This is a genomic window from Ruegeria sp. THAF33 (assembly GCF_009363615.1).
GTDB lineage: Bacteria > Pseudomonadota > Alphaproteobacteria > Rhodobacterales > Rhodobacteraceae > Ruegeria.
Window position 1 is genome coordinate 2,170,505 of record NZ_CP045384.1, and the last position, 25,235, is coordinate 2,195,739.

Below are 25,235 nucleotides of genomic sequence, written 5' to 3' on the forward strand. Positions count from 1 at the left end.
TCAATTCGCCCTCAAATAAACGCCAATGGCGCTGTTTCTTTGGATTTCCTTCTGCCCCAGAGTGCAGAATGTGTTGGGGTTGTCATAGGTCACGCCATTCGAAGCCAGATACGCCTCGCCCTTGGCGCGCATCCGGTCTTTTTCAGCATCCGATTCGACGTAAGAGCGGATTTCGGTGTCCGAATACCCCAGTTTGTTCGCCTTGGACCGCAGCCCCCACATCACACTGATCGCTTTCAATCGACGCCCGCTGATCGAGGGGCAATATTCCGAAATTTCATTTGCGATGGCGATGTAATAGAGTTCGTTGTCGATCTCTTTGACATCCCTCAAGGGCGGCTTCGCATTTGCGACGGCAGGCAATGTGATCAAGACAGCCAGGGTGAGTGTTTTGGCAAAAGACATGGATCTTCCCTTCGTTTTGGGCGCACCAAAACGAACCGGTCCGGTCTTGCTAGGCAATAGCGGCCGGCAATCCGTGTCGTGATATGCAAAACCGCGCGTCATGGCCGTTGGCATTTTCCCGCAAAGGTCAATTGATCATCACTGATGCGCAGGTTTTGCGGTTCAGTATCCGGCCCCACTTTCCAATCGATCCGCGAAGACCCGAAATTCTGCACGCAAAACTTGGTTCCTTCATGACGGCCGGCCTCACGCGCGCCGTCCAGCGATGCGGACGCACCCTTTACCACAACGGTAAAGTCCGTTGGTGATGCTTTCTTGTCGACCGCCTTCGCCTTTGCCTTGAACGCCTTTCCATCGAACAGAATACGATCTTCCGACGGCTTGATGATGCCGCAGGCGGACACGCTTGCCAGTGCCAGCAGGACTACAAGGGTTTTTGGGGCCTTCATACTATCCCTCTTCGTGTTCTCATCTGCCGGGACGCCATCAGAACGCCGCCACCAATGCCATAAGCCCAATCACAAACATGCAGGCCCAGCCCAACACATACAGCACGGACCGAAGGCCACTGTTCGGCTTGCCTATGCCTTTGATGTGCACCACCAGCATCACCAACCGCGCAACCAAAGCGACAGACGCCAGCAGATTGACCCAGAACGGGCTGGCGCCCAGCAATACCGCCGCGGTCACAACAGCCACAAACGCCGGAAGCGTTTCCGTTCCGTTCAGATAGGCCCGGTTCAGTCGATAGGCCTGGTCGGAATAGTCCTGCTCAGGGGTTGCCCCCGGCGCGAGGCCCTTGCCCTGCTTGGCCAGTGCTGAAAACGGGGCCAGGAACAGAACCACCAGCGTGAAAAGCACAACCGATGAAATCGCGTGGCTGTATTGCGCAAACATGTCCATCCCGATCACTCCGCCGCCATCGCACCCATACGGCCCGATTTCTGAGCCTTGATGCGGTCTTCGATTTCTTCGCGGAAATTCCGGATCAGGCCCTGGATCGGCCAAGCGGCCGCATCGCCTAGAGCACAGATCGTGTGACCTTCCACCTGTTTGGTCACATCAAACAGCATGTCGATCTCTTCCAGCTCGGCCTCGCCGCGCACCAGGCGGTCCATGACCCGCATCATCCAGCCGGTGCCTTCGCGGCAGGGCGTGCACTGGCCGCAGCTTTCGTGTTTGTAGAATTTCGACAGGCGCCAGATCGCCTTGATGATGTCGGTGGACTTGTCCATCACGATCACCGCCGCCGTTCCAAGCCCCGAGCCCAGATCGTTGCGCAGATAATCGAAATCCATGATCGCGTCGCGCATGTTCTCACCGCGCACACACGGAACCGAGGATCCTCCGGGGATCACGGCCAGCAGATTGTCCCAGCCACCGCGAATGCCGCCGCAATGGGTCTCGATCAGTTCCTCGAAGGAAATCGACATCGCCTCTTCGACCACGCAGGGGTTGTTGACGTGACCCGAGATTGCAAACAGCTTGGTGCCCGCGTTGTTCTGGCGGCCGAAACCTGCGAACCAATCCGCCCCACGGCGCAGGATCGTAGGCACGACAGCGATGGATTCGACGTTGTTCACGGTCGTCGGGCAGCCATACAAGCCCGCACCTGCGGGGAACGGCGGCTTCATCCGCGGCATGCCCTTTTTACCTTCGAGGCTTTCAATCAGCGCGGTTTCCTCGCCACAGATATAGGCGCCTGCCCCGTGGTGCAGAAACAGGTCGAAATCCCAGCCCGAGCCGGCGGCGTTCTTGCCCAGAAGACCCGCGTCATAGGCCTCGTCAATCGCGGCCTGCAACGCCTCGCGTTCGCGGATGTACTCACCACGCAGATAGATGTAGCAGGTGTGGGCGTTCATGGCGAAAGACGCGATCAGGCAGCCCTCGATCAGCGTATGCGGATCATGGCGCATGATCTCGCGGTCTTTGCAGGTGCCGGGTTCGGATTCGTCCGCGTTGACAACCAGATAGGAAGGGCGTCCGTCGCTTTCCTTGGGCATGAACGACCATTTGAGACCAGTCGGGAAACCCGCGCCGCCGCGTCCGCGCAGCCCGGAATCCTTCATCGTCTGGATGATCCAGTCGCGCCCTTTTTCAATCAGGCCAGCAGTGCCGTCCCAATGCCCGCGGGCCTGCGCACCTTTCAGCGTGCGTTCATGCATCCCGTAGATGTTGGTAAAGATCCGGTCCTGATCCTTCAGCATCGCGTGTTACCTTCAGCTGTCCTGACGCATGCGCCAGAGTTGAAAAATGTTGACGCCCGCATAGATGAAACCCGCCAGAGCGGCGAAATCAAACAGCAGCGCATGCCGGGCTGTCAAACCCAGCGCGGGGCCAATGAACAGGTTCATCGCAAGCCAGATCAGCATGGTCACGGCGATGACCACCCCGATATGTCGGCCCTTGCGGGCTATGGCCTGTTCCTTGTCCTTGTCCATCTTCCCCCGAAGCCCGGAACGGGCATCCGTCTAGTCTTCGTATGTGCCCTCGGATTTGGCACGTTTGGCGAATTCGGTTTCCTCACCGGCAGCAAGCTTGGCGGCCTGCTCGATCCAGCCATCGCGTTCGATCCGGCCTTTGAATTTCAAACGCGCATCGACCCAGGCCACCTGTTCGGGCGTCCAGGCCGCTATCTGGTCGTAGTGATAGAAACCCAGCTCGTTCAGCGTTTCTTCCAGCTTGGGGCCGACGCCTTTCAACAGTTTCAGGTCATCGGCCTTGCCGTCGCGTGCCGCGGTTAGAGTGTTAGGCTGGGTCTCCTGAACTTCCGGGCTATCCGACTTTGCTGCAGCGCCCTCGGGAGATGCCGGTTCGGTATGGGTCGATTTTTTGGTTCCACTCTGTTGTGCCGCCGTCTTGCCGGGCTCCGGCTTTTTCGGCGGTTGAGGAGCGGAACCGGAAGCTTCGGCTTTGCCATCCTTGCCAAGCCACGGTGTCAGTATCGGAACTTCGGTTCCGTCGATACGCTTGACCGTGTCCCCAAGCTCTGTCGCCAGCTCAACGCTTGCGTTGTATTTCGGCTTGCCAGCTTCATATTCGGACAGGCTGGAAAGTCCTTTCAACGGCTCGGCCGCGTAACGCCCGTTCTGAGGACCGGGCGTCGGCACCTTGCCCGCCACCAGATCGTCGAGGATTTTGCCAAAGCTCTCGGCGGTCAGATCCTCGTAGTAATCTTTGCCGATCTGCGCCATTGGCGCGTTGGTGCAGGAACCGAGACATTCGACCTCTTCCCAGCTCAGCTTGCCATCGGCAGAAAGTTCATGCGGTTTCGCGGCGATCTTTCCCTTGCAGACCGCGATCAGATCTTCGGCCCCGCAGATCATGCAGGACGTCGTGCCGCAGACCTGAATATGCGCCACAGATCCAACTGGTTGCAGCTGGAACATGAAGTAGAAGGACGCCACTTCGAGTACGCGGATATAGGCCATGCCCAGCATGTCGGCGATGGATTCAATCGCCGGGCGGCTCAGCCAGCCCTCCTGCTCTTGCGCGCGCCACAGCAGCGGAATGACCGCGCTGGCCTGGCGGCCTTCGGGGTATTTGGTGATCTGCGCTTCGGCCCATTGCTGGTTGGCAGCGGTGAAGGCAAAGCTTTCGGGTTGTTCGGGATGAAGACGGCGGAGCATTAGCGGTCAATCTCTCCAAATACGACATCCATGGTGCCGATGATGGCGGCGACGTCGGCCAGCTGGTGGCCTTTGGCGACGTGGTCCATGGCTTGCAGGTGCAGGAAACCGGGCGCGCGCAGCTTGGCGCGGTAGGGCTTGTTGGTGCCGTCGGCGACCAGATAGACGCCGAACTCGCCCTTGGGGGCTTCGACCGCGGCATAGACCTCGCCTGCGGGAACGTGGAAGCCTTCGGTATACAGCTTGAAGTGGTGGATCAGGCTTTCCATCGAGGTCTTCATGTCCGAGCGTTTCGGCGGGGTGATCTTGCCGCGCGCGAGCACGTCACCTGGGCATTCGCGGATTTTGACGATGGCCTGCTGGATGATCGACAGCGACTGGCGCATCTCTTCCATGCGCACCAAATAGCGGTCATAACAGTCGCCGTTTTTGCCGACGGGGATCTGGAATTCAAACTCGTCATAGCATTCATAGGGCTGAGCGCGGCGCAAGTCCCATGCAAGGCCCGACCCGCGCACCATCACGCCCGAGAAACCGTATTTCTGAATGTCATCTTCAGTCACGACACCAATATCGGCGTTGCGCTGTTTGAAGATGCGGTTTTCGGTCAGCAGACCGTCAATGTCGTCCAGAACGGCGGGGAATTCGTGGCTCCAGGCCTCGATATCGTCCAGCAGTTCCGGCGGCAGGTCCTGATGCACACCACCGGGGCGGAAATAGGCCGCGTGTAGGCGAGCCCCGCAGGCACGCTCGTAGAACACCATCAGCTTTTCACGCTCTTCAAAACCCCAGAGCGGCGGGGTCAGCGCGCCCACATCCATCGCCTGCGTGGTCACGTTCAGCAGGTGGTTCAGGATGCGGCCGATCTCGGAATACAGAACCCGGATCAGCGAACCCCGGCGCGGCACCTCGACCCCGGTCAGCTTTTCGATGGCCAGACACCAGGCATGTTCCTGGTTCATCGGCGCCACGTAATCCAGACGATCGAAATACGGCAGGTTTTGCAGATAGGTCCGGCTTTCCATCAGCTTTTCGGTGCCGCGGTGCAGCAGGCCGATATGCGGATCGCAGCGTTCGACGATCTCACCGTCGAGCTCGAGCACAAGGCGCAGAACCCCGTGCGCCGCAGGGTGTTGCGGGCCGAAGTTAATGTTGAAATTGCGGATCTTCTGTTCTCCGCTCAGCGCGTCCGTGCTGCCGTCATCGTATCTTGAGCCGTCCATCAACGCCCTCGTTTCTTTTTCGCATCGGCCCGAACCCGAACCTTTTCCGCCTCGGCCGCTTTGGCTGCGGCCCCGGCCAGAAGAACCCCCAACGCGCCCAGAATGATCAACTCACCCATCATCTCAGCGGCGCTCCAACTCTTGCAGTTTCAGCCCGACCCACCACAGCAAGGCGATCGTGCCAAAGGGAACCAGACACAGCAGGCACCAGTATTTGTTGATCCCGAAGAACGGCAATATCTTCACCATCGGAATGATGGTCAGCGCAGACAGGATCAGCCACCAGATGCCACCCATTATTCTGTCCCCTGTTTCTCATCCCCCGGCAGAATGTAGTTCGCACCCTCCCAAGGGGACATAAAATCGAACTGACGGTATTCCTGCACCAGGCTGACGGGCTCGTAGACTACGCGCTTTTGCGCCTCGTCATAGCGCACTTCGGTATAGCCGGTGGTCGGGAAATCCTTGCGCAGTGGGTAACCACGGAACCCATAGTCGGTCAGGATGCGCCGCAGGTCCGGATGGCCCGAGAACAGGATGCCGAACATGTCGAACACCTCACGCTCGAACCAATTGGCCGAGGGGTGCACGTCAACGATCGACGGCACCATGTCGTCTTCACGGATCGAGACCCGCAGCCGGATACGCTGGTTCTGGTACATCGACAGGAAATGGTACACCACGTCGAACCGTTTGGCGCGCTCGGGGTAATCCACGCCAGTGATGTCCACAAGGGTCGAAAACTGGCAGCTGCGATCAGATTTCAGGAACTCAATGAATTCCACGAGATTCGACGGTGCCACGTCCACGTTCAGTTCGCCATGGGTCACATCCCACGACAGAACACAATCAGACCGTTTCAGCTCCAGCTGTGCGCCGAGTTCTTTGAGTGCTTCACTCATTGCGGCCCTCCTGCAAAACTTCGTCATAGAACGTAGCTTCTGCGTCGTAAGATTTGAAAAACTTCGCCATAAAGTCGGGCATAACCGTCTTTGCGACGTTCTCGCCCGCATAATTCGCAACAGCGGCCATGTCACGCCATTTGGTCAGTACCATGACTTGGCAGGGATCCTGATCGCGCCGGACGAGGAAGGACACGCTTTCAAACCCATCCACGGCGCGCATGCCGGGGAGCGCACGTGTCCGAAAAGTACCGACCCACTCGGCAACATCGTCTCGGGCAACCACAGCCTCCCAGCGCCTGACAACCAGATCACTCATCGCACAATCGTTCCCGTGCGGCGGATTTTGCGTTGCAACTGCATCAGACCGTAAAGCAGTGCCTCAGCAGTCGGAGGGCAGCCGGGCACGTAGATGTCCACCGGAACAACCCGGTCACAGCCACGTACGACGGAATAGGAATAGTGGTAATACCCACCGCCATTCGCGCAGGACCCCATCGAGATCACATAGCGCGGCTCGGGCATCTGGTCGTAAACTTTACGCAGCGCGGGGGCCATCTTGTTGGTCAGCGTTCCCGCCACGATCATCACGTCCGACTGGCGCGGAGACGCCCGGGGCGCGATGCCGAACCGTTCCGCATCATAACGTGGCATCGAGGTATGCATCATCTCAACCGCGCAGCAGGCCAGGCCAAAGGTCATCCAGTGCAACGATCCGGTGCGGGCCCAGTTGATGATGTCTTCGGTCGAGGTCAGCAGGAAACCCTTGTCCTGCAACTCGGCGTTCAGGGCCTGAGTGGCGACTTCCTTGTCGACACCGGCAGTGTTGGCACCTGTCATCACTCCCATTCCAGCGCCCCTTTCTTCCATTCATAGGCAAAGCCGATGGTCAGAACGCCCAGAAACACCATCATGGACCAGAAGCCGACATCGCTGATGTCTCTGAAGCCCACGGCCCAGGGAAACAGGAAAGCGATCTCTAGATCGAAGATGATGAACAGAATCGAAACCAGATAGAATCGGACGTCGAATTTCATCCGAGCATCGTCGAAGGCATTGAAACCACATTCATATGCGCTGACCTTTTCGGGGTCGGGATTGCGGACGGCCAGTACGACGGCGGCCAGAATCAAGACGATCCCAAGGCCCACGGCAACGGCCAGAAACACCAGAATCGGGAGGTACTCCCGCAGCAGGTCTTCCACGAATAGCTCCTTTCCTGCGCACATGTCTTGTCGGGTGCGCCGTCAATTGGCGTGTTGACTGGACATTCTCTATCCCTGCGGGGTCAGAGGGTCAACCGAACACAGCCCCCTCCGCGATCAAACCTGCGTTTGACAGCGCGGCATAGAATCGCAGCACCGGCGTTTGACTTTGGCTTGGCGGAACCTGGTAAAACCTACTTATTCCATGCAGGTTTTCGTTTTTCAAAAAACGCCGCGATCCCTTCGCGTGCCTCTTGTGTTTCCCAGCGCTCGACCAACTCGCCTATGGTCTGATCGATCACGGCATCGTCGATGCGCGGACCCAGAGCGCGTACCAGCGCTTTGGCAGAGGCAACCGCCCCGGGCGCGCAAGACAAATAGGGGCGAATTTCGTCCTCAACCGCGTCCGAAAGCCGATCTGCCGAAACGGTTTTCGCCAGCAGGCCCAGATCAACGGCCTCGGACGCATCGAACAGACGAGCTGACATGAACACCCGGCGCGCGCGGGCTTCGCCCATACGGGCGATGACATAGGGGCCAATTGTTGCGGGGATCAGCCCCAGGCGCGTTTCGGTCAACCCCATCTTCAGACTGCCGACCCCGATCGCGACATCGCACACGGCCGCCATGCCCACCCCGCCCCCAAAGGCATTGCCCTGCAACGCCCCGATCAGAGGCTTTGGCATCGTGTTCAGAGCCTGCAACATCTCGGCCAGCTTGCGCGCCTCGACAAAACGCGTCTTTTTGTCAGCCGCCATCTGGTCCTGCATCCACCCCAGATCACCGCCGGCACAAAACGTCTTGCCCGCCGCGGCCAGAACGACCGCTCGGACCGCGTCATCCTGACCAAGTTGCGATGCGGCCTCGGTCAATTCCATGATCATCTGCCCCGACATGGCATTGTGTTTTTCCGGCCGGTTCAGGGTGAGCGTCGCGACACCGCGCATATCCGTCGAGATCGTGATCGTTTCAAACATGTCAGCCCCTCAAAGCCCTGGCCATCTGCGCGGCCTCTTCAATGACGTCGATATCCAGGCCAGTTTCGTATCCCAACCGCTGCAAATGCGCCGCAACGTCCTCGGTGGCCACGTTACCGGCCGCACCCGGGGCGTAGGGGCAACCGCCCAACCCGCCCACGGCTGCATCGAACACCCGCACGCCCAGCGCCAATGCCGCATCAATGTTGTCGATCGCGCGCCCGTTGGTGTCATGGAAATGCCCCGCCAGCCGCGTCACCGGAACCCTCTCGCGAACAGCCAAAAGCATATGAGCAACCTTGTCCGGAGTTCCCTGCCCAATCGTGTCGCCCAGCGAAACCTCGTAACAGCCCAGCGCGAAAAGCCGATCAGCAACCTCAGCCACTTTTTCGGGCGGCGTCGGACCGTCATACGGGCAATCCGTCACGCATGAGACATAGCCACGAACCGGCAGGTCGATATGGCGCGCCGCCTCCAGAATCGGCGTGAACCGCTCGATCGACTCGGCGATGGAGGCATTGATATTGGCCTTCGAGAATCCTTCGGAGGCCGAGGCGAACACGGCAATCTCGTCCGCCTTGGCCGCCAGCGCGTCGCCATAGCCATGCATGTTCGGCGTCAGCGCGGCATAGCGCACCCCATTCGCACGCGTGATCCCCCCCAGCACCTGAGCGGAACCCGCCATCTGCGGCACCCATTTCGGGGACACGAAGCTTGCAACTTCGATCCGGCGAAACCCCGCACGGCTGAGACAGTCGATCAGGGCGATCTTGTCCGCGACCGGTATTTCGCGCTTTTCGTTTTGCAGCCCGTCGCGCGGCCCGACCTCATAGATTTCGACCAGTTCACCCATGTCCGCCCCCCTTCTGGATTGTCGTCGTTTCAAGCAATTATCGTCTGACCTTGGCACGCCGCGTTGCGCGGGTACAGATCAAGCTTCGTCCTCCAACCTCACCAGAGCAGCCCCGGCTTCGACCTGCGAACCATCCTCGACCAGCACTTCGGCAACGATCCCGTCCCGCGCCGCAAGCAGCGAATGCTCCATCTTCATCGCTTCCAAAATGGCCAGACGATCGCCTTCCTGTACGGTTTGTCCCGCTGTGGCAAAGACGGCTTTGACCAGACCGGGCATAGGCGCCTCGATCACATTGGTGTCGCCGGTCGCGCTGGTATCCCGGTCCAGCGGATCGATGACGTCTAAGCTCTGACCGTAATCGGTGAAAACCGTCAGGGTCCCGTTATGTGCGGCAACGCGAGGCATCGGCGTGCCGTTCAACATCCAGCGCCCGGCGGTGCGTTCCGCAACGACGCGGTTTTCGCCAACCTGCCAAATCTGGCGATCCGGCCCATCGACCTGCACATCCAGATCCAGCACGTCGTCGCGACGGGACAATTGCACGGCACGATGCAGCGGCGCCCACAGCGAAAACCCGGTTTCCGGATCGACATCCACCAGATCCAATGCCGTCATCGCAGCCGCGACCGCGGTAACATCCGACGGCTCGGGTTCCTGCACCAACGTTTCAAGGTCTCGCCCGATCAGCCCCGTATCGACATCGCCCGAGGCAAATCCTTCGTGACGCGTCAACGCGCCCAGAAAGGCCAGATTGGTAACAGTACCTGCAACTTCGGTCTGTTGCAGCACCCGGTTCAACGTCTCAAGTGCAATGGCACGCGTCGATCCATGCACCACCACCTTGGCAATCATCGGGTCATACCACGGGCTGATCGTGTCCCCGGCGCGAACGCCGCTATCGGCGCGACAGTTGCCGGGGAAAACCAGATGCGTCAGCGTTCCCGTCGCGGGCAGGAACCCTTTCGGCACATCCTCGGCATACAAACGAGCCTCGAAGGCATGGCCAGAGATCGCAAGATCATCCTGTTTCTTGGGAAGGCTCTCGCCTGCGGCCACGCGAAGCTGCCACTCGACCAAATCGATCCCCGTGATGGCCTCTGTCACCGGGTGCTCCACCTGAAGGCGCGTGTTCATTTCCATGAACCAGAATCTGTCGGGGCGCAGCCCGTCCGAGGCATCGACGATGAATTCGACCGTGCCCGCGCCTTTATAGCCGATCGCTTCGGCGGCCCGCACGCCGGCCTGACCCATAGCCTCGCGCATCTCAGGCGTCATGCCCGGGGCGGGGGCTTCTTCGATCACCTTCTGATGCCGGCGCTGCAACGAGCAGTCCCTTTCAAACAGATGAACGGCATGGGTACCATCGCCGAACACCTGCACTTCGATATGGCGGGGTTTGGCCACGAATTTTTCGACCAGCACGGCATCATTGCCGAAGGCGGTCCGGGCCTCGCCCCGCGCGCTGTCGAGCGCGGTCGCGAAATCCTCGGGGCGTTCGACAAGGCGCATCCCCTTGCCGCCGCCGCCCGCAACGGCCTTGATCAGAACCGGATAGCCGATCGCATCCGCCGCACCTGCCAGATGCTCGGGGTCCTGATTGTCGCCGTGATAGCCGGGCACGACCGGAACGCCGGCCTTCTCCATCAGAACCTTGGCCGCGTCCTTGAGGCCCATCTTGCGGATCGCATCAGCCGAGGGGCCGATGAACGTCAGCCCCGCCGCCTGCACGGCATCCACGAAATCGGGGTTCTCGGACAGAAAGCCATACCCCGGATGGATCGCCTGCGCGCCGGTGTCCAGCGCGGCCTGAATGATCACATCACCCTTCAAATAGCTGTCCGCCGGGGCGGGGCCGCCAATATGAACCGCCTCATCCGCCATCTGAACATGTTTTGCGGCCTCATCCGCATCGGAATATACAGCAACGCAGGACACGCCCATGGACTGGGCCGTTTCCATGACGCGGCAGGCGATCTCACCCCGGTTGGCAATCAGAATTTTGTTGAACATGGCCTTCACCCTTCCAATGCCAGATCTTCGACGAGACGGAACCGTTCGCACACGAGTTTCATCTCGGGATCAAAGCCGCCGTTTCGCTGGAAATATCGACGATGATCTTCCCGCCATCCTTCAAGCGTTTCATTTTCACCTTCCGCCAAGGCGAATTCCTCGGTCACATCGCAGTAACGCTGGATCGAAACATCAACGGTTTCAATGACCAACGCCGGAGTGTCATCCCAGTTCAGCGCAATATCGCGGCGACCGGACTTGGGCATCTCAAGGCTGTCATCAGGATAGTTTCTGAGCGCGTCGCAGGTCGCTGTTTTACGGCCAGAACGGACCAAGGCCAGAAGCTCTGAACTCAGCACGGGGTTGTCGCCGAATTTGAAGATTTGTGCACCGGGATAGCGGGCTATTATGTCTTTCAAACTCTCGCTCATCTCACATCCTGAACACGCCGAAACGTGTCTCCTCGATCGGGGCATTCAGAGCGGCGCTGAGCGACAGGGCCAGCACATCGCGGCTTTTGCGCGGGTCAATGATGCCGTCATCCCACAGCCGCGCCGAGGCGTAGAGCGGATGCGACTGTTCCTCGAACATATCCAGCGTCGGGCGTTTGAACTCGGCCTCTTCTTCGGCGGACCATGTTCCACCCTGCCGTTCTATCCCGTCGCGTTTGACGGTGGCCAGAACGCCAGCGGCCTGTTCCCCGCCCATCACTGAAATGCGCGAATTCGGCCAAGTCCACAGAAAGCGCGGCTGATAGGCACGACCGGCCATGCCATAGTTCCCGGCCCCGAACGAGCCGCCGACCAGCATCGTGATCTTGGGCACCGACGTCGTGGCCACCGCCGTCACCATCTTGGCCCCATGCCGCGCGATGCCTTCGTTTTCGTATTTGCGACCGACCATGAAACCGGTGATGTTTTGCAGGAACACAAGCGGGATTTTGCGTTGCGAACACAGCTCGACGAAATGGGCACCCTTCTGCGCCGCCTCGGAAAACAGCACGCCGTTATTGGCGATGATCCCAACCGGGCAGCCTTTGACATGGGCAAACCCCGTGACCAGCGTTTCGCCGAAGCGCGGTTTGAATTCGTCGAACCGAGACCCATCGACCAGACGCGCAATCACTTCACGGATGTCATAGGGCGTGCGCAGATCAGCAGGGACAACGCCCAGGATTTCCTCGGGGTCATAGGCCGGATCTTCGGGGCTGGCCCAGTCCACCGTCTGCGGCTTGTGGCGGTTCAGCGACCCAACCGCCCGGCGGGCCAAAGCCAGTGCGTGGGCATCATCCTCGGCCAGATAATCGGCCACGCCGGACAGGCGCGTGTGTACATCGCCGCCGCCCAGATCTTCGGCGCTGACGACCTCGCCCGTTGCTGCCTTGACCAGCGGCGGGCCGGCCAGAAAGATCGTGCCCTGTTCCTTGACGATGATCGTCACATCCGACATCGCCGGCACATAGGCGCCACCGGCCGTGCATGACCCCATGACCACGGCGATCTGAGCGATCCCCTTCGCGCTCATCCGCGCCTGGTTGTAGAAGATGCGGCCAAAGTGATCGCGGTCGGGAAAGACCTCATCCTGATTGGGCAGGTTCGCGCCACCGCTGTCGACCAGATAGATGCAGGGCAGATGGTTTTCCTCGGCAATCTCCTGCGCCCGCAGGTGTTTTTTGACCGTCATCGGATAATAGGTGCCGCCTTTCACGGTGGCGTCGTTGCAGACCACCATGACCTGCTGCCCCTGCACAAGTCCAATGCCCGCGATGACGCCGGCACAGGGCGCGGCATCGCCATACATCCCGTGCGCCGCCGTCGCGCCGATTTCGAGAAACGGAGAGCCGGGGTCCAGCAGGTTCGCCACCCGGCGTCTGGGGAGCATCTTGCCGCGGGACTCATGTCTTGCGCGGGATTTTTCGCCACCGCCCATACGGGCCGCTTCGGCAGCGGCAGAGATTTGCGCCAGTGCATCGAGATGCGCTGCGCGGTTTGCCTTGAAGCCCTCAGAGGCAGGCATGGCTTTGGATGTGAGTTTCATAGGACCTCCACCGAGAACACTTTACGGAAGAAACGGGCGCGCAAAAGAACGAGCAAAAACGTGCCGAAAACCAATAAGCTCAAGGTCCCTGCGATTATCCGCAAGTCACCGCCAGACCCGATAGTGAGCACCAACAAAAGTGCCAGGGAAAAAAACATAGAAAGACCAAGGACTAGGGGAAGAACTATCCCCATCAGAATTGCTGAAATGCTGTATCGCCACCGCAAACGAATGTTTGATCGACAATTTGAACACTGACAACTTTCGTTGATCACGTATCCGGTCACTCCTCCGCGAACTGTCGTCAACAACGCAAACGCGGGCTGCATTTCATTGCACTTTGGGCAGCGAAACCCGGAGATTCTCGAAAAAAGGGTCAAGACACTTCCCCCGCAGCCCGCGCTCTCAAATTCTTCCGGATCACCTTCCCCGTCACCGTCATCGGCAGCTCCTCGAGAAATGCCACCTCGCGCGGATAGGAATACTGCGCCAGACGGACTTTAACCCAATCCTGCAACTCGGCACCCGAGGCCTCAGCCCCCGGTTTCAGCACCACATAGGCCTTCACGATCTCGGTCCGCAGTGGGTCGGGCTTGCCGACCACGCCCACGGTGGCCACCGCCGGATGGGTCAGCAGGCAATCCTCGATCTCGGCCGGGCCAATGCGGTAACCGGCCGAGGTGATCACGTCATCATCCCGACCGACAAAGCGCAGATAGTCGCCTTCCCACACGCCGCGGTCTTCGGTGATCAGCCAATCACCCCGGAATTTCTCGGCCGTCGCTTGCGGATTGTTCCAGTATTCCAGCAGCATCGAGGCCGAACCCCGCCGGATGGCGACATCGCCTTCCTCGCTGGTCGGGATGCCGTCATCGTCGATCACCGCGACTTCATGCCCGGGCACCGGCTTGCCGATACAGCCGGGTTGAACGGGGAAATCCTCGGCGCAGGAGGATACGACCATGTTGCACTCGGTCTGGCCGTAGAATTCGTTGATCGTCAGACCAAACGCACCTTGGCCCCAGGCCAGCATCTCGGCCCCCAGCGGCTCACCCCCGGACGCGACCGAGCGCAAACCGGGGATCGCCTTATCCGCCGCCTTGAGCATCCGCAGCGCGGTCGGCGGAAAGAACACATTCCGCACCCCGCCCCGCGCAATGATCTTGGCGCAGGCTTCGGGAGAGAACTTCTCAAGCCGTGCCGCGACCACCGGAATGCCCAGCGCAAGGCCCGGCATCAGCACATCGAACAACCCGCCGATCCACGCCCAATCCGCCGGGGTCCACAGACAGTCTCCTTCGCGCAGGTGATTGTGGCTGATCGAGACACCCGGCAAATGCCCGGTCAGAACCCGATGCCCGTGCAGTGCGCCTTTAGGGCTGCCGGTTGTACCAGAGGTGTAGATCAATACGGCAGGATCCTCGGGCCCGGTCGCGGCATAGGGCAGCGCAGGACCGGTCACGCCAATTTCGGATGCGATCAGAGGTTCAGCCAGATCGCCCAGCAAATCCGCCCCTTCAGCATCGGTCAGCACGATCTGAACGCCTGCATCGCCCGCCCGCGACCGCAGCGCATCCTGCTTGAACAACTTGAACAAGGGCACCGAAATCGCGCCGATCTTCCAGATCGCCAGATGAGCTGCCGCACACCAGGGTGACTGGCTCAGCAGCACTCCGACCCGATCACCGGGCCGGACGCGGGCCAGCAGGGCGCGGGCGATCCCATCAGCCATTTGCGCCAGTTGCCCATAGGTTATCTGCCTCTGCCCTGATCCGGTCAGATCGATAAGCGCCACCTGATCACCCGGATGGTTCAGACATTGCTGCGCCATGTTCAGCCGGTCCGGTATGTCCCAGCCCCCACCTGAGCGCAAACCCGGTATGCGCTCAGCGTGCAGCAACGCGATTTCCCCTTGTTTTCCTGATGCTTCGCGACCTGACCTTGGGCGGACACATCACGCAAACTTGATGCAGATCAGAGTGGCCGGACACCGCCTTTGCGAAACCAAGAGCATCAACATAACCAAAGGCAAGAATATGACAAAGAAACTCGCCGCTTTGACACTGTCTACCGCACTGGTCGCCCTGGCGGCTCCGGCTTTGGCCCAGTCGCAAGGGGACTGGACACTGGGTATCGGTGTTGGCTATCTGGACCCGAAATCCGACAACGGCACGCTGGCCGGTGCGCCAGCGACGATCGACGCGGACACCCGCCCAATTTTCACTGCAGAGTACTTTATTCGCGACAACCTGGGCATCGAGCTTCTGGCGGCGACCCCGTTCAAACACACCGTGGCCCTTGGCGGTACGGACGCGGCCACGGTCAAGCACCTGCCGCCAACCTTGTCGCTGAACTATCACTTCCCGACCAACAGCGCCTGGAAACCCTATGTCGGCGCCGGTCTCAACTATACGATCTTCTTCGACGAGCAATCGCCCCTGGGCAACATCAAGGTCGATGACTCCTTCGGCGTCTCGTTGCAGGCGGGTCTGGATTACATGGTCACCGACAACGGGGCGATCCGCCTGAACGTGCGCTGGTTCGACATTGACTCGGACGTTTCGCTCAACGGCGCCCCCATCGGCACCGCGGAAATCGATCCCTGGCTGGTCGGTGTTTCCTACGTCCATCGGTTCTGATCCCGTTTCCAAAGCGCCCTGCGGTTACCTCGTCCGCAGGGCGTTCTTTCTTTCAGAGCATTTCATTCATCATTTCGCGGCCGATCAGCATCCGGCGAATCTCGCTGGTGCCTGCGCCGATTTCCATCAGCTTGGCATCCCGGAAAATCCGGCTGACCGGCGCATCCGTCAGGAAGCCCGCCCCGCCCAGCGCCTGAACCGCCTGATGGGCCTGAACCATCGCCTGTTCCGACGCGTAAAGGCAGCACGCTGCCGCATCCTGCCGGGTCACGTCACCGCGGTCACACGCCTTGGCGACTTCATAGACATAGGCTCGTGCCGAGTTCATCGCGGTGTACATGTCGGCAATCTTGCCCTGCATCAACTGAAAGCTGCCGATAGGTTTGCCGAACTGCTTGCGTTCCGCCAGATAAGGCATCACTTCGTCCAGACAGGCGGCCATGATGCCGGTCCCGATGCCTGCCAGCACGACCCGCTCATAATCCAGCCCCGACATGAGAACGGCAACACCCTTGCCCTCCTCGCCCAACACGTTCTCGAACGGCACCTCGACGTCTTCAAAGATCAGCTCAGCCGTGTTCGACCCGCGCATACCCAGCTTGTCGAAATGGGGCGAGGTTGAAAAACCCTTCATCTCTTTTTCGATCAGAAATGCGGTAATACCCTTCGATCCGGCATCGGGGTCGGTCTTGGCATAAACCACCAGAGTATCCGCATCCGGCCCGTTGGTGATCCAGTACTTGTTGCCGTTCAGACGGTAATGGTCGTTCCGCTTTTCCGCGCGCAGCTTCATCGACACCACATCCGACCCGGCCGAAGGTTCCGACATGGCCAGCGCCCCCACATGCTCGCCCGAGGTCAGCCGCGGCAGATACTTTTGCTTCTGTTCTTCATTGCCGTTCAACTTGATCTGGTTCACGCACAGGTTCGAATGCGCCCCGTATGACAAAGAAACCGAAGCTGAAGCGCGCGCGACCTCTTCGACTGCGATCGTATGCGCCAGATAAGACATGCCTGCACCGCCGTACTCTTCCGGCACGGTAACACCCAGCAGACCAAGCTCTCCCATCTCTTTCCACAGCTCGTTCGGAAAGGCATTGGTGGCGTCGATCTCGGCCGCCATCGGCTTGACACGCTCCTGCGCCCAGCGATGCACCATCTCGCGCAGGGCATTCACATCCTCACCCAGATCGAACTTCATCGTGGCCATGAACATCTGCGTCTTCCCTCCGCTTTAATGAACAAGTGTTCAATAAATCTCTAGCAGCGAATCTGCTGCCGGTCAATCTTTGTGACAGCGCGTCCGAAACGGAAAACGCCGCTCCGAAAAGGGCGGCGTTTCAAAAGATCGAGCGTGCGCCGCAGGCGCACTCCGCTTGGTCAAGACTGATAAACCGCGCTCACTTCGGCCCGGATGATCCGGGCGATCAATCGACAATCCTCCAAGGAAAACGTCAAAGGCACGCGCATATCCATCACGCCGGCCAGAACGCGGTCACTTTCGGGCATCCGTTCGCTGTCGAAATATCGCCAACTGTCATAGCGCGACGTGAATCCTGTCGGCTCGGCACCGCCGAACCACTTCAGCTCAACCCCGCGCGCCGCGCAACGGCTGATGACTTCGGCTATCCGTTCAGGCGCCCAATCCAGCAGCAGGAACTGAATCGAAGACCCGACATAAGTTTCTTCTTCGGGCCGTTCGACGATCGTCAGACCCGGCGTACCCCGCAACCCGGTTTCGATCTCGCGATAACGTTCGTTCCACCGGGCCACCTGCCGGTCCAGATCCCGCAATTGCGGGCGCAGGATCGCCGCGCGCAAATTGTCCATCCGGCCCGAGACGTTGGGCGTGGTGTATTTGATCCGCTCGAACACGTCCGGCCCCGGCGCCGCCAGATGGCGTTCGTACAACATGTAGGACCCCGACAACAGCGTGGCCTTTGCCGCCAGTTCCTCGTCATCGGTGACCAGCAAGCCCCCTTCGCCCGAATTGACATGCTTGTAGGTCTGACAGGAATAACACCCGATCGCGCCCTGCCGCCCCGACAACTGACCGCGCCAGGCTGCCCCCATCGTGTGTGCGCAATCCTCGATCACGATCACCCCGGCCGCGTCACACATCTGCATCAGCCGGTCCATGTCACACAGATGTCCGCGCATATGGCTGAGCATCAGCACACGCGCCTGATCCAGCTTGGCCTCAAGATCATCCAGATCAATGGTCAGGTCTTCCGTCACTCCGACAAAAATTGCCCGCCCTCCGACCGAGGCAATCGACCCCGGGACCGGCGCCAGCGTAAACGCATTGGTTAATACCGGGTCGCCCGGCTGCACGCCAACCGCACGCAGGGCGGTGGCCAGAGCGTAGCCGCCAGACGAAACCGCAAGACAGTATTTTGCCCCCATCTGCGCCGCAAATTCCTGCTCCAGCAGGGCTGTTTCCCCCAACTCTCCGGGGACGACATTGTATCGATGCAGACGCCCATGGCGCAGAACGGCCAGTGCCGCCTCGATTGCTTCTTCCGGAAGGGGTTCCTGCTGCGTAAAGCTGCCAGAGAATACGTCGGTCATGGTCTTGTTCTGAGGCTCCGAAAGGGTCCGGTCAAGGTTTCAGGCTGCCGCACCGATCAGATCAGGCACGAGGCCGGGCAAGTCATCAAAATGATGCAGAAGGGCTTCGGGTTCCAGCGCCGCCATGTCATCCCCCGATGGCCCGAAGGTAACCAGCACCGAAGGAACGCCCGCCGCTCTGGCGGTGTTGCGGTCGGTATCTGAGTCTCCGACCAGCACGCACAAGTCCGGATCGCCCCCGGCACGGCGCGCGGCTTCACGCAAAGGCGCCGGGTCCGGTTTGCGGACCGGCAGCGTATCGGCCCCGACCAAAGATGCAAAACGGTCCCGCACCCCCATGCGCGTCAGCAACAATTCGGCCAGATGTTCCGGTTTGTTCGTGCAAATGCCCACACCGTAACCCGCGTCACTCAGTATCTCGACCGCCTGTAGTGCGCCGGGATAGAAACTGGTGTGGGTGTCGATGTCCTGCGCGTAGGCCTCAAGAAGAACCGGATAATAGGCCTGTACCGTATCCTCGTCATAGGCCCCGACACGTTTCAGCCCGTGGGTCAGCATCATGCGCCCACCTCGCAGCGCCACACCGGAATCCGGCCCGTGGACCAGTACATCCCCGTGCCCCATCTTGCGGAAACAATGGTTCGCGGCCGCCAGCAAATCGCCGGATGTGTCCGCCAAAGTGCCGTCCAGATCGAAGATGACGGTGCGCATTTCGCCCCCTTGCTCGGCAGGTTTTCGCCGTATCCTGTTTCAATCGGCAATCTTGTTTGATGGCCGAACGGCTTGCGCCTTTGACCTCAGCGGATAAAACGGACGGCAACAAAACACAAAGAGAAAACGAATTCATGACCACTGCCCTCGTCATCCTTGCCGCCGGAAAAGGCACCAGGATGAATTCGGACCTTCCCAAAGTTCTGCATCCCATCGCTCAGGTTCCGATGCTGATCCATGCGATGCGCGCCGGATCTGTCTTGTCGCCCGAACATACCGTGATCGTCACCGGCCACGGGTCCGAAGCCGTGGCAAAGGTTGCACGGGCCGAGGATGAAGGGGCGCAGATCACCGTGCAGGAAGACCAGTTGGGTACGGCCCATGCGGTCGCCCAGGCCCGAAGCGCATTGAGCGGGTTCGAAGGTGATGTGGTTGTTCTTTACGGCGACACCCCGTTCCTGCAGCCCGACACGCTGGAAAGGATGATCGAGGCACGGTCCGGGAATGACCTTGTCATTCTTGGCTTTGAAGCAGCCGATCCTGCCCGTTATGGCCGGCTGGTTATGAATGGCGACGTGCTGGAACGCATTGTCGAATTCAAGGATGCGTCGAATGAAGAACGATCCATAACATTCTGCAATTCAGGACTTTTGGCCTGCAATGCGCAGCTGCTGTTTTCGCTGATCGACGAGGTCGGAAACGACAACGCTTCGGGCGAATACTATCTGACCGACGTGGTTGAAATTGCGCGCCGCCGTGGGCTGAACGTGACCGCAGTCGCGTGCGACGAGGCGCAGACGCTGGGCGTGAACTCTCGCGCCGATCTGGCGGCCGCCGATGCCGTATTTCAGGCACGCGCCCGTGGCGAGCTGCTTGAACTGGGCGTCACGTTGATGGCGCCTGACACGGTGTATCTGGCCGCGGATACGGTGGTCGGGCGCGATACGGTGATCGAACCGAATGTGGTGTTCGGCCCGGGCGTCACGGTCGAAAGCGGCGCAACGATCCGCGCCTTTTCGCATCTTGAGGGCTGCCATGTCAGCCGGGGCGCTGTCGTCGGCCCCTACGCGCGCCTGCGCCCCGGTGCCGAACTGGCCGAAAACACGCGGGTGGGCAATTTTGTCGAGATCAAGAATGCCGAAATCGCCGAAGGCGCGAAGGTCAATCACCTTAGCTATATCGGGGACGCTTCGGTTGGCGCAGCGACCAACATCGGTGCGGGCACGATCACCTGCAACTATGACGGCGTGATGAAGCACAAGACCACGATTGGTGAGAATGTCTTTGTCGGCTCGAACACCATGCTGGTGGCGCCGGTCACAGTGGGCGACGGCGCGATGACCGCGACGGGCACTGTCGTGACCAGGGATGTGGACCCTGGTGCGCTGGCTGTTGCGCGGGCCAAGCAGGAAAACAAGCCCGGATATGCGCGCAAATTGTTTGATATGTTGAAGGCGAAAAAGGCTCGCCGCGATAAAAAGGCCTGAGATATGTGTGGAATAGTAGGTGTTTTGGGGCAGCACGAGGCCGCCCCTATTCTGGTAGAAGCCCTGAAACGGCTGGAATATCGCGGCTATGACAGCGCCGGGATTGCAACCGTCAACGACGGCGCATTGGGCCGGCGGCGCGCGGTTGGCAAGCTGGTCAACCTCAGCGATCTTCTGGTGCATGATCCTCTTCCCGGTAAATCCGGCATCGGCCATACCCGCTGGGCCACGCATGGCGCCCCGTCGGTCAACAACGCACATCCGCACAAGGCGGGCCCGGTGGCCGTCGTTCATAACGGCATCGTCGAAAACTATCGCGACCTGAGGGCTGAACTGGCCGAATATGGTGTTGATTTCCAAACCGAAACCGACACGGAAACGGTTGCCCTCATGACGGAACACCACCTGAGCTCGGGCCTGTCCCCGGTCGAGGCGGCGTTCAAGACGATCGACCAGTTGGAGGGCGCCTTTGCGCTGGCCTTTCTTTTCGACGGAGAGGACGACCTGATCGTGGCGGCCCGCAAGGGATCACCACTGGCCATCGGACATGGGGATGGCGAGATGTATGTGGGCTCTGACGCCATCGCCCTGGCGCCTCTGACCAACCAGATCACATATCTGGAAGAAGGCGACCGCGCGGTTCTGACCCGAACGTCGCTTGAAATCCGCAACGAAGCCGGTGAGCTGGCCAACCGGGAAAAGCGCAAGATCAAGCTGGATCATGCGCGCGCGGACAAGGGCGAGCACAAGCATTTCATGGCCAAGGAAATCGCTGAACAGCCCATCGTTGTGGCCGAAGCGATCCGGTCCTACCTGCCCACGGGTGGTGACCGCGTGGCCCTGCCCGATGCCGATCTGGATTTCAGCAAGCTGGACCGTCTGACCATGGTGGCCTGCGGCACCGCGTTTTACGCCTGCCTGACCGCGAAATACTGGTTCGAGCAACTGGCCAAGATGCCGGTCGAGGTCGATATCGCCAGCGAGTTCCGCTATCGCGAACCTCCGATCACGGATCGAACACTGGCGCTTTTCGTCAGCCAGTCGGGCGAAACCGCCGACACGCTGGCCGCGTTGCGGTATTGTGAGGGCAAGGCAGACAAGATCGTTTCGGTCGTCAACGTGCCCGAAAGCTCGATTGCACGCGAAAGCGATATCGCCTTGCCGATCCATGCCGGTGTCGAAATCGGAGTGGCGTCGACAAAAGCCTTCACCTGCCAGTTGAGCGTGCTGCTGATGCTGGCGCTCAAGGCCGCAGCAGACCGGGGCACGATGACGGATGAGGACATCGCCGATCATGCCGCCGCGCTGCGCGGGTTGCCGACCGTGCTGAACGCCGCACTCGATCAGAACCGGGCGATCCGCAAAGCGGCCCAACGCCTGTCCGAGGCGCGCGACGTCCTGTTTCTGGGCCGTGGCCTGATGTATCCGCTGGCAATGGAAGGCGCGCTGAAGCTGAAGGAAATCAGCTATATCCACGCCGAAGGTTATGCGTCAGGAGAGTTGAAACACGGCCCCATCGCCCTGATCGACAAGCATATGCCCGTGGTTGTCATGGCACCCCGTGACACCGTGTTCGACAAGACCGTGTCGAACATGCAGGAAGTGATGGCGCGCAAGGGCAAGGTGATCCTGGTCTCTGATGATGACGGCATTGACGAGGCCGGCGACGGCGTCTGGAGCACCATCCGCATGCCGCATGTTCACACCAGCCTTGCACCGATCCTGTATTCGGTTCCCGCGCAGTTGCTGGCCTATCACACGGCGGTTGCCAAGGGCACGGATGTGGATCAGCCGCGCAATCTGGCCAAGTCGGTCACGGTGGAGTGAATTATGGCCAAGCAGTTCCCGCAGCTTGAGGAAGCGCATCAAAAGTTCATCGAAGATCAGCATATGTTCTTCGTCGGCACCGCCGGGGCCGAAGGTCGGGTCAATATTTCCCCCAAGGGAATGGATTCGCTGCGGGTATTGGGGCCGAACCGCATCGTCTGGATGAACCTGACCGGCAGTGGCAATGAAACGGCGGGGCATCTTTTGCAGATCAACAGGATGACGCTGATGTGGTGTTCCTTCACCACACGTCCGATGATCCTGCGCACCTATGGCACGGCACGTTGCCTGCATGTCGGGGATGATGGATGGGACGACCTTGCCGGCCTATTCCCAAATCACCGAAGCGCACGGCAGATCTATGACCAGTCGATCGACATGGTACAGACCTCTTGCGGCTATGCCGTGCCTTTCATGGAATTCCAATCCGACCGCGATACGATGCAGAATTGGGTGGATGGAAAATCAGACGAGGACATCCGCTCGTATTGGGTGGAAAGGAACAGCCAAACGATTGATGGAAAGCCAACCGGCGTACCAAAGTGAGCCCGATGCTGAGTGGATATCTCGATCAGATCAAAGCGCATGGTGACCCCGAGCGGGCGACCCAGATGGCCAGTTACCACAAGGCGGATCGCATCTATCTGGGCGTCGCGAACCCGGTTCTCAACGACCTGACCAAGGCGTGGCGGAAAGAACTGGACGTGCCGGCGCGGGTCGCATTGGCGGACGGGCTATGGCAAAGCAACATCCACGAGGGGCGACTTGCCGCATCCAAACTTTTGACTCAGGCACGCATCCGACCGGATGCGGCGGTTTGGAATTTGCTTCAAAGCTGGCTGCCGGATTTCGATGCCTGGGCCGTTGCGGACCACGCGTGCATGGCGATGCAAAAACGGCTTTCAGCAGATCCCGAACGGTTGGACGAGGTCGAACTGTGGACCCGGTCCGATCACATGTGGACCCGGCGCGCGGCCTTGGTCGCAACCCTGCCCTGGACCAAACAGAACCACCCCAAGCCTGACGATCTGCACCGCCGTGACCGCATCCTTGGCTGGGCTGCGGGATATGTTTCGGACCGCAACTGGTTCATCCAGAAATCCATCGCCTGGTGGCTGCGCGAACTGTCCAAACATGACCCGGAACGCGTGATCGCCTTTCTGAAACAGCACGGTGATGCCATGAAGCCGTTTGCCCGCCGCGAAGCAGGCAAATACCTGAAAAATCAGTTCACATAGACCTCAAGCTCGACAAGTTCGTCGAAGGGCACCAACAGGGCCCTCATGGCGTCCAGTGACAAGCGGCTGCCGCTGCTGTCCGGACCGGAAACCGGGACCAACGTGATATAGGCCTGCGCCCCGGTCCGTGGCACGACAACACGTGCCGTAACTTCGCTGTCCACCAGCGGCGTCTGCATCCAGCGGCCCGGGGTGGTCGGATCCCCAAGTCCGGCGATGGTGGTCTTCGCCCCAACCCAGTTCGGGCGCGCGGAAACCGGTTCGGGTTGCAACACCTCTTCGGCAACTGCTGTGCCCGTTTCCGTGTCAGACACCGTCTGGGCGGGTGCGTCGCCGCCGCCGAACACTCGATCAGTCGTTGACTGCACGGCGTCGCATCCGGCCGTCATTACGCATGTCAAAACAAGTATTTTCTTCATGCCGGAAACCTACAACCCTGCGCCCACCTGTTCCAGCGCAAAGCGCAGTTCGCACTTGTCGCGGCCATGTTCCAGCTTTACCTATGTGGCATGACAGCTCCGCTAATCGACCCGTTTGCCCGCGCCATCACGTATCTCCGCGTCTCCGTCACGGATCGCTGCGACTTCCGCTGCGTGTATTGCATGTCCGAGAACATGACCTTTCTGCCCAAGAAAGACCTGCTGACATTGGAGGAACTGGACCGGATGTGTTCGACCTTCGTCAGAATGGGGGTCGAAAAGCTGCGCATTACGGGTGGTGAGCCTTTGGTGCGTCGCAACATCATGACGTTCTTCAATTCGATGACACGTCATCTGGACAGCGGTGCATTGAAGGAGTTGACGCTGACAACCAACGGTTCGCAACTGCACCGATTTTCCGAAGACCTGTATGCGGCCGGTGTGCGTCGGGTGAATGTCTCGCTGGACACTCTGGATGATGACAAGTTCGCCAAGGTAACGCGCTGGGGTCGCCTGAAACAGGTTTTGAACGGAATCGACGCCGCGCAAAAAGCTGGCCTGCGGATCAAGATAAACGCCGTTGCCCTGAAAGGGTTCAACGAGCCCGAACTTCCCAAAATCACGGAATGGTGCGCCCAGCGGGATATGGATCTGACCTGGATCGAGGTCATGCCCATGGGCGATATCGGCAACGAAGACCGCCTGGATCAGTACTGGTCGCTCAAGGACGTGCGGAAAGAATACGAAAACCACTATTCGGTCACCGATCTGGCCGAACGCAGCGGTGGCCCGGCCCGTTACGTGCGGCTCGAGGAAACCGGCCAGAAAATCGGCTTTATTACGCCGCTGTCGCACAATTTCTGTGAAAGCTGCAACAGGGTCCGCCTGACCTGCACGGGCGAACTCTACATGTGCCTGGGCCAGGAAGACATGGCCGACCTGCGCGGCGCCCTGCGCGATCATCCCGACACCGAACAGCCACTTGAAGACGCGATCCAATCTGCGATCAATCTCAAGCCCAAAGGGCATGACTTCGACTATTCCCGCCAAGCCGTCGATGGCCGGATGAGCCGTCACATGAGCCATACAGGCGGCTGAT

General features: G+C 60.0%; 28 protein-coding genes. 6 read left to right on the forward strand and 22 right to left on the reverse strand.

The genetic code is table 11. The annotated features are described in order from the left end of the window. From FIU92_RS10865 to FIU92_RS10945, 18 genes are all read right to left on the reverse strand, one after another. A complete protein-coding gene (locus FIU92_RS10865) occupies positions 1–405 on the reverse strand; it encodes a DUF5333 domain-containing protein (RefSeq protein WP_152458584.1) in 405 nt (134 codons plus the stop codon). A gap of 98 nt (positions 406–503) precedes the next feature. Further along, on the reverse strand, positions 504–854 hold the full coding sequence (locus FIU92_RS10870; RefSeq protein WP_152458585.1) for a hypothetical protein: 351 nt from the start codon (positions 852–854) through the stop codon (positions 504–506). A 37-nt stretch (positions 855–891) separates the two neighbouring features. Further along, on the reverse strand, positions 892–1,308 hold the full coding sequence (locus FIU92_RS10875; protein WP_152458586.1) for an MAPEG family protein: 417 nt from the start codon (positions 1,306–1,308) through the stop codon (positions 892–894). Positions 1,309–1,313: 5 nt separating this feature from the next. Next, complete coding sequence (gene nuoF, locus FIU92_RS10880; RefSeq protein WP_152458587.1) at positions 1,314–2,612, reverse strand: NADH-quinone oxidoreductase subunit NuoF; 1,299 nt, start codon at positions 2,610–2,612, stop codon at positions 1,314–1,316. Between the two features lie 12 nt (positions 2,613–2,624). Next, positions 2,625–2,846: a DUF5337 domain-containing protein gene (locus tag FIU92_RS10885; RefSeq protein ID WP_152458588.1), complete on the reverse strand. Its 222-nt coding sequence runs from the start codon at positions 2,844–2,846 to the stop codon at positions 2,625–2,627. Positions 2,847–2,876: 30 nt separating this feature from the next. Next, positions 2,877–4,034 (reverse strand): NADH-quinone oxidoreductase subunit E, encoded by a 1,158-nt coding sequence (locus FIU92_RS10890; protein WP_152458589.1) that lies wholly within the window; start codon positions 4,032–4,034, stop codon positions 2,877–2,879. Next, entirely contained in the window at positions 4,034–5,257 is a 1,224-nt protein-coding gene (locus FIU92_RS10895; RefSeq protein ID WP_171115034.1) for an NADH-quinone oxidoreductase subunit D, read from the reverse strand. The genes FIU92_RS10890 and FIU92_RS10895 overlap by 1 nt, the downstream gene beginning before the upstream one ends. A gap of 123 nt (positions 5,258–5,380) precedes the next feature. Continuing rightward, positions 5,381–5,554: a hypothetical protein gene (locus FIU92_RS22770; RefSeq protein WP_010442775.1), complete on the reverse strand. Its 174-nt coding sequence runs from the start codon at positions 5,552–5,554 to the stop codon at positions 5,381–5,383. Next, entirely contained in the window at positions 5,554–6,159 is a 606-nt protein-coding gene (locus tag FIU92_RS10900) for an NADH-quinone oxidoreductase subunit C (RefSeq protein ID WP_152458591.1), read from the reverse strand. Before FIU92_RS10900 ends, FIU92_RS22770 begins: the two co-directional genes overlap by 1 nt. Continuing rightward, positions 6,152–6,478, reverse strand: a complete 327-nt coding sequence (locus tag FIU92_RS10905) for an antibiotic biosynthesis monooxygenase (protein ID WP_152458592.1) — start codon at positions 6,476–6,478, stop codon at positions 6,152–6,154. The genes FIU92_RS10900 and FIU92_RS10905 overlap by 8 nt, the downstream gene beginning before the upstream one ends. Beyond that, positions 6,475–7,008 (reverse strand): NADH-quinone oxidoreductase subunit B family protein, encoded by a 534-nt coding sequence (locus tag FIU92_RS10910; RefSeq protein WP_010442777.1) that lies wholly within the window; start codon positions 7,006–7,008, stop codon positions 6,475–6,477. The genes FIU92_RS10905 and FIU92_RS10910 overlap by 4 nt, the downstream gene beginning before the upstream one ends. Then, positions 6,999–7,364 (reverse strand): NADH-quinone oxidoreductase subunit A, encoded by a 366-nt coding sequence (locus tag FIU92_RS10915; RefSeq protein WP_068335558.1) that lies wholly within the window; start codon positions 7,362–7,364, stop codon positions 6,999–7,001. Before FIU92_RS10915 ends, FIU92_RS10910 begins: the two co-directional genes overlap by 10 nt. Positions 7,365–7,558: 194 nt before the next feature. Continuing rightward, positions 7,559–8,341 (reverse strand): crotonase/enoyl-CoA hydratase family protein, encoded by a 783-nt coding sequence (locus tag FIU92_RS10920; protein WP_152458593.1) that lies wholly within the window; start codon positions 8,339–8,341, stop codon positions 7,559–7,561. Between the two features lies 1 nt (position 8,342). Next, the gene (locus FIU92_RS10925) at positions 8,343–9,194 is read right to left on the reverse strand and encodes a hydroxymethylglutaryl-CoA lyase (protein WP_152458594.1); all 852 of its coding nucleotides are present in this window, start codon (positions 9,192–9,194) and stop codon (positions 8,343–8,345) included. Between the two features lie 78 nt (positions 9,195–9,272). After that, positions 9,273–11,207: an acetyl/propionyl/methylcrotonyl-CoA carboxylase subunit alpha gene (locus FIU92_RS10930; RefSeq protein ID WP_152458595.1), complete on the reverse strand. Its 1,935-nt coding sequence runs from the start codon at positions 11,205–11,207 to the stop codon at positions 9,273–9,275. A gap of 5 nt (positions 11,208–11,212) precedes the next feature. Next, a complete protein-coding gene (locus FIU92_RS10935) occupies positions 11,213–11,638 on the reverse strand; it encodes an ASCH domain-containing protein (RefSeq protein WP_152458596.1) in 426 nt (141 codons plus the stop codon). A gap of 1 nt (position 11,639) precedes the next feature. After that, positions 11,640–13,244, reverse strand: coding sequence for a carboxyl transferase domain-containing protein (locus FIU92_RS10940; protein ID WP_152458597.1), 1,605 nt, complete (start codon positions 13,242–13,244; stop codon positions 11,640–11,642). A gap of 376 nt (positions 13,245–13,620) precedes the next feature. After that, positions 13,621–15,144 carry an AMP-binding protein gene (locus tag FIU92_RS10945; protein ID WP_152458598.1) on the reverse strand — a complete coding sequence of 508 codons (1,524 nt, stop codon included), beginning with the start codon at positions 15,142–15,144 and terminating at the stop codon, positions 13,621–13,623. Between the two features lie 136 nt (positions 15,145–15,280). Here FIU92_RS10945 and FIU92_RS10950 point away from each other — a divergent pair, with 136 nt between their 5' ends. After that, complete coding sequence (locus FIU92_RS10950; protein ID WP_152458599.1) at positions 15,281–15,883, forward strand: OmpW family protein; 603 nt, start codon at positions 15,281–15,283, stop codon at positions 15,881–15,883. A gap of 52 nt (positions 15,884–15,935) precedes the next feature. Here the strand turns inward: FIU92_RS10950 and FIU92_RS10955 are convergent, their stop codons facing one another. The 3 genes from FIU92_RS10955 to FIU92_RS10965 form a co-directional block, all read right to left on the reverse strand. Beyond that, on the reverse strand, positions 15,936–17,099 hold the full coding sequence (locus FIU92_RS10955; protein WP_152458600.1) for an isovaleryl-CoA dehydrogenase: 1,164 nt from the start codon (positions 17,097–17,099) through the stop codon (positions 15,936–15,938). A gap of 164 nt (positions 17,100–17,263) precedes the next feature. Beyond that, the gene (locus FIU92_RS10960) at positions 17,264–18,454 is read right to left on the reverse strand and encodes a DegT/DnrJ/EryC1/StrS aminotransferase family protein (protein WP_152458601.1); all 1,191 of its coding nucleotides are present in this window, start codon (positions 18,452–18,454) and stop codon (positions 17,264–17,266) included. Positions 18,455–18,493: 39 nt separating this feature from the next. Continuing rightward, complete coding sequence (locus tag FIU92_RS10965) at positions 18,494–19,165, reverse strand: HAD-IA family hydrolase (protein ID WP_152458602.1); 672 nt, start codon at positions 19,163–19,165, stop codon at positions 18,494–18,496. Between the two features lie 134 nt (positions 19,166–19,299). Here FIU92_RS10965 and glmU point away from each other — a divergent pair, with 134 nt between their 5' ends. The 4 genes from glmU to FIU92_RS10985 are packed head-to-tail and all read left to right on the forward strand — an operon-like array spanning position 19,300 to position 23,717. Next, positions 19,300–20,652, forward strand: coding sequence for a bifunctional UDP-N-acetylglucosamine diphosphorylase/glucosamine-1-phosphate N-acetyltransferase GlmU (glmU, locus tag FIU92_RS10970; RefSeq protein ID WP_152458603.1), 1,353 nt, complete (start codon positions 19,300–19,302; stop codon positions 20,650–20,652). Positions 20,653–20,655: 3 nt separating this feature from the next. Further along, positions 20,656–22,479 (forward strand): glutamine--fructose-6-phosphate transaminase (isomerizing), encoded by a 1,824-nt coding sequence (gene glmS, locus FIU92_RS10975; RefSeq protein ID WP_152458604.1) that lies wholly within the window; start codon positions 20,656–20,658, stop codon positions 22,477–22,479. Positions 22,480–22,482: 3 nt separating this feature from the next. Then, positions 22,483–23,025, forward strand: a complete 543-nt coding sequence (locus tag FIU92_RS10980; RefSeq protein WP_152458605.1) for a pyridoxamine 5'-phosphate oxidase family protein — start codon at positions 22,483–22,485, stop codon at positions 23,023–23,025. Between the two features lie 5 nt (positions 23,026–23,030). Next, positions 23,031–23,717, forward strand: a complete 687-nt coding sequence (locus FIU92_RS10985) for a DNA alkylation repair protein (protein ID WP_152458606.1) — start codon at positions 23,031–23,033, stop codon at positions 23,715–23,717. Here the strand turns inward: FIU92_RS10985 and FIU92_RS10990 are convergent. Continuing rightward, on the reverse strand, positions 23,705–24,085 hold the full coding sequence (locus tag FIU92_RS10990; protein WP_254705298.1) for a hypothetical protein: 381 nt from the start codon (positions 24,083–24,085) through the stop codon (positions 23,705–23,707). The genes FIU92_RS10985 and FIU92_RS10990 overlap by 13 nt on opposite strands. Positions 24,086–24,226: 141 nt before the next feature. Between FIU92_RS10990 and moaA the strand changes: the two genes are divergently transcribed. Then, positions 24,227–25,234: a GTP 3',8-cyclase MoaA gene (moaA, locus tag FIU92_RS10995; protein ID WP_152458608.1), complete on the forward strand. Its 1,008-nt coding sequence runs from the start codon at positions 24,227–24,229 to the stop codon at positions 25,232–25,234. Position 25,235 lies beyond the last annotated feature (1 nt).

What these genes read in the sequence shown, in the direction of transcription:
- FIU92_RS10890 (WP_152458589.1), bottom strand. Translation starts at nt 4,034, where the DNA reads ATGCTCCGCCGTCTTCATCCCGAACAACCCGAAAGCTTTGCCTTCACC.
- FIU92_RS10930 (WP_152458595.1), bottom strand. Translation starts at nt 11,207, where the DNA reads ATGTTCAACAAAATTCTGATTGCCAACCGGGGTGAGATCGCCTGCCGC.
- FIU92_RS10875 (WP_152458586.1), bottom strand. Translation starts at nt 1,308, where the DNA reads ATGGACATGTTTGCGCAATACAGCCACGCGATTTCATCGGTTGTGCTT.
- FIU92_RS10935 (WP_152458596.1), bottom strand. Translation starts at nt 11,638, where the DNA reads ATGAGCGAGAGTTTGAAAGACATAATAGCCCGCTATCCCGGTGCACAA.
- FIU92_RS10985 (WP_152458606.1), top strand. Translation starts at nt 23,031, where the DNA reads ATGCTGAGTGGATATCTCGATCAGATCAAAGCGCATGGTGACCCCGAG.
- glmS (WP_152458604.1), top strand. Translation starts at nt 20,656, where the DNA reads ATGTGTGGAATAGTAGGTGTTTTGGGGCAGCACGAGGCCGCCCCTATT.
- FIU92_RS10910 (WP_010442777.1), bottom strand. Translation starts at nt 7,008, where the DNA reads ATGGGAGTGATGACAGGTGCCAACACTGCCGGTGTCGACAAGGAAGTC.
- FIU92_RS10885 (WP_152458588.1), bottom strand. Translation starts at nt 2,846, where the DNA reads ATGGACAAGGACAAGGAACAGGCCATAGCCCGCAAGGGCCGACATATC.
- FIU92_RS10900 (WP_152458591.1), bottom strand. Translation starts at nt 6,159, where the DNA reads ATGAGTGAAGCACTCAAAGAACTCGGCGCACAGCTGGAGCTGAAACGG.
- nuoF (WP_152458587.1), bottom strand. Translation starts at nt 2,612, where the DNA reads ATGCTGAAGGATCAGGACCGGATCTTTACCAACATCTACGGGATGCAT.
- FIU92_RS22770 (WP_010442775.1), bottom strand. Translation starts at nt 5,554, where the DNA reads ATGGGTGGCATCTGGTGGCTGATCCTGTCTGCGCTGACCATCATTCCG.
- FIU92_RS10920 (WP_152458593.1), bottom strand. Translation starts at nt 8,341, where the DNA reads ATGTTTGAAACGATCACGATCTCGACGGATATGCGCGGTGTCGCGACG.
- FIU92_RS10955 (WP_152458600.1), bottom strand. Translation starts at nt 17,099, where the DNA reads ATGTTCATGGCCACGATGAAGTTCGATCTGGGTGAGGATGTGAATGCC.
- moaA (WP_152458608.1), top strand. Translation starts at nt 24,227, where the DNA reads ATGACAGCTCCGCTAATCGACCCGTTTGCCCGCGCCATCACGTATCTC.
- FIU92_RS10965 (WP_152458602.1), bottom strand. Translation starts at nt 19,165, where the DNA reads ATGCGCACCGTCATCTTCGATCTGGACGGCACTTTGGCGGACACATCC.
- FIU92_RS10865 (WP_152458584.1), bottom strand. Translation starts at nt 405, where the DNA reads ATGTCTTTTGCCAAAACACTCACCCTGGCTGTCTTGATCACATTGCCT.
- FIU92_RS10870 (WP_152458585.1), bottom strand. Translation starts at nt 854, where the DNA reads ATGAAGGCCCCAAAAACCCTTGTAGTCCTGCTGGCACTGGCAAGCGTG.
- FIU92_RS10950 (WP_152458599.1), top strand. Translation starts at nt 15,281, where the DNA reads ATGACAAAGAAACTCGCCGCTTTGACACTGTCTACCGCACTGGTCGCC.
- FIU92_RS10940 (WP_152458597.1), bottom strand. Translation starts at nt 13,244, where the DNA reads ATGAAACTCACATCCAAAGCCATGCCTGCCTCTGAGGGCTTCAAGGCA.
- FIU92_RS10905 (WP_152458592.1), bottom strand. Translation starts at nt 6,478, where the DNA reads ATGAGTGATCTGGTTGTCAGGCGCTGGGAGGCTGTGGTTGCCCGAGAC.
- FIU92_RS10895 (WP_171115034.1), bottom strand. Translation starts at nt 5,257, where the DNA reads ATGGACGGCTCAAGATACGATGACGGCAGCACGGACGCGCTGAGCGGA.
- FIU92_RS10960 (WP_152458601.1), bottom strand. Translation starts at nt 18,454, where the DNA reads ATGACCGACGTATTCTCTGGCAGCTTTACGCAGCAGGAACCCCTTCCG.
- FIU92_RS10980 (WP_152458605.1), top strand. Translation starts at nt 22,483, where the DNA reads ATGGCCAAGCAGTTCCCGCAGCTTGAGGAAGCGCATCAAAAGTTCATC.
- FIU92_RS10925 (WP_152458594.1), bottom strand. Translation starts at nt 9,194, where the DNA reads ATGGGTGAACTGGTCGAAATCTATGAGGTCGGGCCGCGCGACGGGCTG.
- glmU (WP_152458603.1), top strand. Translation starts at nt 19,300, where the DNA reads ATGACCACTGCCCTCGTCATCCTTGCCGCCGGAAAAGGCACCAGGATG.